We start from the raw sequence: 6,869 nt of genomic DNA, 5'->3' as shown, positions 1-6,869 counted from the left end.
ATTATTATATTATTTCATAAAATGTACTTTTAAAGATTTAAAAATAATTGTTAAATAATGTAAAAACATTATAGTAAAATGAATATAATTAAAAGCATTATGCTATAAAATGAATATGCTTAAAAGTATTTTTATAAAAATAACCATAACTAAAAGTGTCATGATATAAAAATATTATAAAATTACAACTATCTTTTTTTCATTGTTATTTTAATTGTTGTGGTTTTTCCAGGGTTTAAATTACTTACTTTAACATATAACTGTTTTTGTTTAGAGTAATATTTAAAGGTTGATCCTTTTAAAACAGTGGTTTTAAGATATGTATATTTAGAAGGAATCTTTATATACTTTGAAATTGAGCCTTTTGCTGTGCCAGAATTTTTAACTTTTAATGTTCTAATTATATTCTTACCAGATTTAGTATCTTTGGAAGAAGATGTAAATTTTGCCTTTCCTTTAACAACATTCAAAGATAAAGTTTGGTTTTTTAAATTAAATCCACCACCAGTTAACTGTGGAGTGGTTTTATAAGAAGCAATGGCTTTAGTTAAAACATTAATTGTAATTTTAGCTGTTTTACCTGATTCTAACTTAGATATTGACCATTGAGCTGTATTTTTATTAAAAGAACCTAAATTAGTTGTATATGAATTAATGCTAAGTCTTGGAATTAAATTTTTAATTAAAATATTGGATATTTTTTTATCTCCATTGTTTACAATTGTTACTGTATATTTTACAACTTTACCAGACACAACTGATTTTGAGCTGATATTTGAATAAATTGAAACTGATTTTTTAGGAATAAAATTATCATTAATATTATACTCTGTTAATAATTTTGCAACAGCTGTAAGTTTATTAGATGTGTTTGCAAAATTACTTTCTCTTAAATCTAATATTCCAGTTCCATTGGTGATTGTAGGGTAAAAATTATTACTGGCATTATTTAAGTAAACTCTTATTGAATGGCTAATTAGTTGATTAACAACTTCATTGCTTCCTTCTTTTACATAGGATAAGTTATAAACACCTTTTGAAATTTCTGATATTTTAAGAATAATCATTCCTACATGGGTTTTAGCACATAATGCTGCACTGGACCTTTCATTTACTCCAAAGTAATTGTAACCTGTAATTAAATGTTCACGCTCTGCATGTGATTCTCCTATTCTTTGAATTTCAAAAATATAATCTGTAACACCATCATTGTATCCTTTGTTGTTGTAGATTAAATTATATTCAATTGTTGGATTTCCAGTTCTATTGGCATCAAAATCAAAGAAAATACCAAAATCACCATTTGAAGTAATCATATTACTTAATATTTTTAAATTAGGAAAATTAGAGTTTATTCTTATTCCTGAATTATTTATATTTGAGTTAATATAATTATATGATATTGTTACATTACTATATGTAGTATCATTTCCGCCTTCAAAACTTATTCCATTGTTCATATTAAATGAAATATTGTTGTTGTGAATTAAAATATTTGAGGAATTAGCTGTAAATGTAATTCCTTCAATATTGTTATATATTTTATTATTAACAATATAAACTTTATTTGAATTTGAAATATTAATTCCTACAATAGAGCCATTTATTATAGAATTTTCAACTAAAACATTTTCTGAACCTGAAATTTTTAATCCAGTTCCAAGAGAAAGGTAAGTAATGTTAGATAGTTTAATATCAGAAGCCCCATTTACAAAGATTGAATATCCTTCAATAATTCCATCTTTATCATATGGATCGTCTTCCATTGGGTTAGATATTTTGAACCCTGAGATATTTGTTCCTTTAGCTCCATCTAAAAGTACAAACAAAGTTTTATGATCAGAACCTGGAAGTAAAGCTTCTTTTGTATGGCAAACTTCTAAAAAGCTATTATTTCCTATAATATTGAGAGATTTATTTATTTGTAAACTCATATGGGTATAACTAGAATCTGGGAAATATAATGTATCTCCGTCACTAAGATTGTAGTCTATTAATCTTTGAATATAGCCATTGTTGTTACTCAATTCATATGTAATGCCATTTTCCACTGTAACATTGTGAACTGTCCATTCTTTAGCCTCACTAGCAAATGAAGCATTTGAAAATAATATAAATGCACCTAATATCAATAAAAACACTATTATTAACTTACTCTTATTCATATATTCACCAATTTATTTTAAATCCTATTAATTACAACACATTTATAAAAATCCTATTAATTACAAGATATTTATAAAATTTATTAATATAATAAATTTAAAAATTCATAATTGTATTCATAATGTATATTATTAAAAATTTATAATAATTAATATAAAAAAATTTATTTAAATGAAAACTAATTTTAAATCATTATTAAGAAAAAAGATTTAATATTAATTATTTAAACACTAAAATTAGAAATAATAAATTAGAATTTAAATAATTAATATAAAAAAATATATTAAATATAAAAAATAGAAGAATTGAATATAAAAAACTATAAACAATCTTCTTTAATTAAATATCTTTATTAAAAATATTTACTAAATTCTCTAATTCAACTTATTTTTTTTGTACAGTTACAGTAATAGTGGTATATTTAGCACCAGGTAATTTAGTAACTTTTAAAGCTACAGACTTTTTAGCGGCTGTGTATTTGTAACTTGCATATTTGCCTACAACAGTTTTAACATATTTGTAACCATTTGGTATTTTTAAATTTATAGAAGCAGTTCCAACTTTTTCACCAGTATTTTTAATGGTATATGTTCTTATGAGTTGTTTACCTTTAACTTTATTTTTTACAGTATAAGATATTTTAGCAGGTTTAAGATCTTTAATGGTTAAAGTTTTAGTTACAGATTCTGATACATTGTTTGAAGAACTTAAAGTAGTTGTGATTTTTGCAGTTCCTGCTTTTTTAGTGGTTACTTCTAAAACTAAAACTGCTGTATCACCAGCACCTAAAGAGTCAATGGTCCATGTACCTTTTGAATATGCAGAGTTATCAGCAATATATTGAGCTACAGCAGTTCCATAAGTAGAAGGAATACCCGCATTAACAGTTATCGCATCAGAAGCAACATTACCAGTATTTTTAACTGTGATAGAGTAAACAACTTTTTGACCAACAGTTACTGAAGTAACATTTACTTTAGAACTAATTGTAATGTTAGCAGTTTGATTTTCTACTGTTCCATTCTCGTCAGGAGCTTGGAAGTAGTTTTTAACAATATCTAAACCATAACTGTCAAATGCTTGTGTCCAATCTGAACTACTCCAATTAAATTCGTCTTTCAATCCAATACCATTATTAGCAAAGTCATTAGAATCTATTACTATATCTGTTCCTACTTGACCTTCTGCAAGGTTAAATAAATAGATACCAAATTTTGTATTATTTTGAATAACATTATTTACAATAGTAAGATTTTGAGCTAAGGTAGCATAACCGTGAGCTTCATCTCCAGCTTTTACTTCAATAGCAATATCATTGTTAGTAAGAGTATTACCTACAACATTTGTGTCACCAACAGCTTTAACAAAGCCTAATCCTAAATTAAATCCAGTTATGGTATTATTGACAATATCAACATATTTAACTCCGCCACCATAGAAAATACCGAATTGTGCATTGGATAATGTGTTGTTAGCAACAACAAAAGTGTTAGCATCTTGGAAAAAGCTCATGGAGTTTCTTCCAGTGTCATGGAAATTATTACCAACTATGGTATATTTACTTCCTCCACCTACTCCAATAGCATCTCTTACACCTGAAATATCAGAATTAGAGATTACAACGTTTGTAGCTCCACGTAAATTTATTCCAGTTCCAAAATTAAGATTATCACCAGTAATTGTAATTTGATCTAAAACCAAATTATCAACACCACCAGTAAAACTAATTATATTTCCACTACTAATATCAGCCTCATTAATTACAAAGTTTTTAATGGTTATGTCTTTGTAAGTGGTTGGTTCTGTTCCACTTGCAGTGAAAACAGTTTTTGTTCCATTATTAGTATTAATATTTGCACCATTACCATTTAAGGTAATTGATTTATTAACATTTAACACTAAGTTAGCATAATTGCCTGGGTTGAAATTTACTGTATCACCTAATGTAGCAGAATCAATGACTGATTGGATTTCAGCTACTGTGTTGGTATTTGACACTGTATGATTAGCAGCAAATGCTGTTGAGCTTGCTAAAACAAATATAGAAATCAATAACACCAACATAAATAGTGATTTTTTTGATTTAAACATTTAATATATCCTCCATTATTAAAAAAATTCTATAAAAAGAATTCTATAAGAAATTTTAATTTTTTTAAAATTTTTTGTAAATAAATATTTTTATAATTAAGAGATTTAAAAAATTGTTGTTTGTATATAAATATATTACAAAAATATTAAACTATATTACAAAATATTATATAACTATATTACAAAAATATTTTATTTACCAAATAAGCTTTATATCGATATGTATATTTATAATTTTCGATTTGATTTTAATTATATGGACACCCCAAATATTGTTTATTATCATAAAATATAAGAAAAACAAAACAAAAATTTAATTATAAAATATTATATATCGAAAACACTAAATATAATAAATGAAAATAATTAATAATTATTACAACAGTTATAACTACAATATTACATTCGTTATAATTTAAAAATACACATATAAATAAGAATAGTATGAACTTATAATTAAATAATATACACCTATAATCAAATAATACACTTAATAAATGATATATACTTATGCGACAAATAAGATCTTATAAATATGATCTTAATCTAATCAATGGTGATTAAATGAATTTTTACTTAAATAATGAAAAAAAATTAAATAATAGCTTAAATAAAAATAGTTTAAATAATAGCTTCTTAAATAATAGCTTACTAAATAATAGCTTATTAAAAAATAGCTTATTAAATAACAGCTTTTTAAAAAATATTATTCTTTTTAGTATTTTTTTATGTATTTTGGGATTAATTTTAATTCCAAGTAGTATTTCAGCTGCTGATTATGTAGTTTCTCCAAATAGTGGTATGGATGAAGATTATAACAACATAAATGATGCAATATTATCAATTAACAATTTAAATGATACGTATAATCAAATTATTCTTTTAGATGGAATTTATAACAAAAACAATGACATTAATAATGATATTTCACTTAATGGAAGTTTAAAAATAATTGCTATCTCTAAGGAAAATGTAATTATAGATGGAAAAAATAATGGATATCTATTTAAGCTTGGTGAAAACTCTAATGTAGTGTTTGAAAACATAAGCTTTATTAATGGGCTTAACATTAATGGAGGAGCTATTTCTAATTATGGGTCTGTGGAATTTATAAATTGTTCATTTAAAAATAATCAAGGAGTATTTGGAGGAGCAATAGCTAATTTTGGATATTTAACAGCTCAAAACTCAAGTTTTATTTCAAATCAAGCTATCAAAGGTGGGGGAGTTTATTCTATAGGAAATACAACTCTTAGCTCATCAGAATTTATAAATAACAGTGATGCAATCTATATTAATGGAAAAAATTCTACAATCACCTCTTCAAACATACTAAATAATGTAAAAGGGATAGTTATTGATGAAAATTCAAATGGATCCATTGTAAACTACAACAGAATTTTAAATAACACTAAAAATGGATATAACCTTGAAAATTATGGTAATAATACAGATGCCAATTTAAATTGGTGGGGAGTTAATACTCCAACAGAAATAGCTAACTATGGTGAAAATTTAAAAATTGATTATTGGTATAACATTGAAATCGTTTTAAACGACACCCAATCAAACTTTGAAAAATTCCATGAAAATGACACAAGATTTTATTCCCAAGAGGAAAGCTTAAATTTAAAATATCAGTTTACAACTAACATCCCATGTGAAGACAATGTTACAAAATTACCTAAGTTTAATATAACCGTTATTTGTCCATTTAACAATACATTTGACAGAGACATTAGAGGATTTTCACTTACATGGGGATCAGGGACACCATGGGGATTACCAATAAATATTTTTAACAAAGAATACACAGTTAGAGCATTTAGTGACAATGAATTTGTTCTTGTTAAAATGATTTATTCTTATTCTACATTAAATGGCTCAGATATTTTATTTAACTCATCTAAAATAATTCCAATTACAGCTCAGTTAAATGATAGAAACAATCAAAGTATTAAAAATTTAGAAGTTGAATTTTATTTAAATAACAAATCTATTGGAAAAAACACCACAAATAAAGATGGAATAGCTAAACTTTATTACAACCCAATAAACACTGGAAAATACGAAATTTTAGCCATTTTTAATGGAAATGACAATTATTCATCTTCAAATACTACATTAAACTTAAATTTTGAAAAAATCAAACCAAAAGCAAATAATTCTAATAAAAATAAGCAAGAAATTAAAAAAATAGCTGTTTACTATAAATTAATTACAAAAACTGGTAAAAATATTATAAATATTTATAAAACTAAAGCAAATAAAAAAGATGCATACATAATTAAATATGGTAAATTAAACAAAAAACTTAAAACAGTAAAATTTTATAATAAATCCAAGCTTATAAAAATAAGTAAAATTACTTATAAATCTTTAGTTAAATATTTAAAGCATTTAAAAAGTTTAAAAAGTCCTAAATATGTTTTTCAAGCTTTAAAAATTTTAAAGATTTAAAAAAAAACTAAGAAAAAACTTTGATTAAAAATATTCAATTTTTTAAATAATAATATTTATTTATTCTAAAAATTATCATAAAAACAATAAATATTATTTTTTTCTTTTTTTTATTTAATTGATATATCAAGTATCAGATAAAAAAATAAAAT

The 6,869-nt window shown here is 24.0% G+C and carries 3 protein-coding genes; 1 reads left to right on the top strand and 2 read right to left on the bottom strand.

Annotated features, from left to right (window positions below):
* Positions 1 to 188: 188 nt before the first annotated feature.
* Together MBCUR_RS04515 and MBCUR_RS04510 are read right to left on the bottom strand one after the other, a co-directional pair.
* Positions 189 to 2,165 (bottom strand): right-handed parallel beta-helix repeat-containing protein, encoded by a 1,977-nt coding sequence (locus tag MBCUR_RS04515; RefSeq protein WP_067090750.1) that lies wholly within the window; start codon positions 2,163 to 2,165, stop codon positions 189 to 191.
* 385 nt (positions 2,166 to 2,550) lie between these two features.
* Positions 2,551 to 4,257 carry a right-handed parallel beta-helix repeat-containing protein gene (locus tag MBCUR_RS04510; RefSeq protein WP_067090746.1) on the bottom strand — a complete coding sequence of 569 codons (1,707 nt, stop codon included), beginning with the start codon at positions 4,255 to 4,257 and terminating at the stop codon, positions 2,551 to 2,553.
* A gap of 564 nt (positions 4,258 to 4,821) precedes the next feature.
* Between MBCUR_RS04510 and MBCUR_RS04505 the strand changes: the two genes are divergently transcribed.
* Complete coding sequence (locus MBCUR_RS04505) at positions 4,822 to 6,717, top strand: Ig-like domain-containing protein (RefSeq protein WP_067090743.1); 1,896 nt, start codon at positions 4,822 to 4,824, stop codon at positions 6,715 to 6,717.
* Positions 6,718 to 6,869 lie beyond the last annotated feature (152 nt).

The sequence above is a fragment of the Methanobrevibacter curvatus genome (genome assembly GCF_001639295.1).
Taxonomy (GTDB): Archaea; Methanobacteriota; Methanobacteria; order Methanobacteriales; family Methanobacteriaceae; genus Methanoflexus; species Methanoflexus curvatus.
This window is presented reverse-complemented; position numbering and strand designations above follow the sequence as displayed.

Coding starts and splice junctions, on each gene's coding strand:
- MBCUR_RS04515 (WP_067090750.1), bottom strand. CDS start 2,165: ATGAATAAGAGTAAGTTAATAATAGTGTTTTTATTGATATTAGGTGCA.
- MBCUR_RS04510 (WP_067090746.1), bottom strand. CDS start 4,257: ATGTTTAAATCAAAAAAATCACTATTTATGTTGGTGTTATTGATTTCT.
- MBCUR_RS04505 (WP_067090743.1), top strand. CDS start 4,822: ATGAATTTTTACTTAAATAATGAAAAAAAATTAAATAATAGCTTAAAT.